1 protein-coding gene is annotated in these 1,136 nt (G+C 59.7%); it reads left to right on the plus strand.

What is annotated here, in order from left to right; all coding sequences use genetic code 11:
* The first annotated feature begins 478 nt into the window (after positions 1-478).
* Positions 479-1,105 carry a hypothetical protein gene (locus RR842_RS04825; protein ID WP_332729122.1) on the plus strand — a complete coding sequence of 209 codons (627 nt, stop codon included), beginning with the start codon at positions 479-481 and terminating at the stop codon, positions 1,103-1,105.
* Positions 1,106-1,136 lie beyond the last annotated feature (31 nt).

Here is a 1,136-nt window from a genome sequence, read left to right on the forward strand (position 1 = left end):
ATACCTATGCGTTTTGCTCCGGGGGCTACTCGCCCCCGAGTCCCCTCGGCAGGGTGAAACGCCACCCTGCACCCACCGCGACTTCGGACATGCTTGTAGGGTGTCCGAAGTCGAATTATCTTTGATTCCTACTTACCTTTTGGGGCTGCGCGCCCCAAACCCCGGCAGGAGCGCAACCTGCGCCCCTGCACTCTCGGGTTTCTTCTTGCCGCCAGGCGGCAAATTCCAAGTATCGATGAATCCCCGCTCAAGCGCCGCGGGGCTTATGGCATGGGAACCGACACCCTGCGCAGCCCACGCAACATCCCCACAAAGCCGCCGTTTTCCACGCTCTCGAGGGCGGCTTTGTGGAGATGGCACGCTTGAGCGCTTTGCGAAGACAGCTCCGGGAGCCGAACCCCATGCCAGGCGGCAGGCATGCCGAAGCAAGCAGGCTTGCAATCGGCGGACCGATTCAAACACAGAGAGGATTTACACCATGGGAAACAGAGCAATCATCACCACCGAGGATTTCAGCATGAGCATGTATTTGCACTGGCAGGGCGGGCGTGACAGTGTGGAGCCATTCTTGGATTACTGCCGCCTGCGTGGTTTCCGCTCGCCAGAGACCGACTGTTACGGATGGGCGCGCTTGGCACAGGTCGTCTGCAATTTCATGGGTTCCGAGGGCCTGTCATGTGGCATCGCACCTTACAGCCGAGGGCAAGAGCCCATGTCCGACAACGGCGACTACGTCATCCGCAATTGGGAGATTGTGGAGCGCCGTTGCCCGTGGGAGGACTTCGAAGAGCAGGCCGAATACGACCACGACGAGATGCTGCATGCCATCGACCGTGCACAGCCTAAAGCTCAACAGCTGGGCGCATACCTTGACGCAGTAGTCCTGCCCACATCGGAAGTTCGGGTGGGCGATGTGGCCTACATGCAAAACATCGGCACAACGCCAAAGGCATGCGAGGTGCTGGGTCGCGCCAAACGCCCAGGCAGCTTCGGCCACGGCGAGGAACTTCCCTTCGTGAAGTTATACGAAAACGACGGCCACTACGACACCAACCCCAACAACTTCTTGAGCAGCAAGACCGCGCGTATCGTACCGAGAAGCTAAAAGCAGCCAAGCCAACAAGCCGCCCCACCGA

Source organism: Gordonibacter sp., from assembly GCF_036667095.1.
Lineage (GTDB): Bacteria > Actinomycetota > Coriobacteriia > Coriobacteriales > Eggerthellaceae > Gordonibacter.

Bases quoted from the DNA above. Each gene is read 5' to 3' on its own strand.
- RR842_RS04825 (WP_332729122.1), top strand. From the start codon at position 479: ATGGGAAACAGAGCAATCATCACCACCGAGGATTTCAGCATGAGCATG.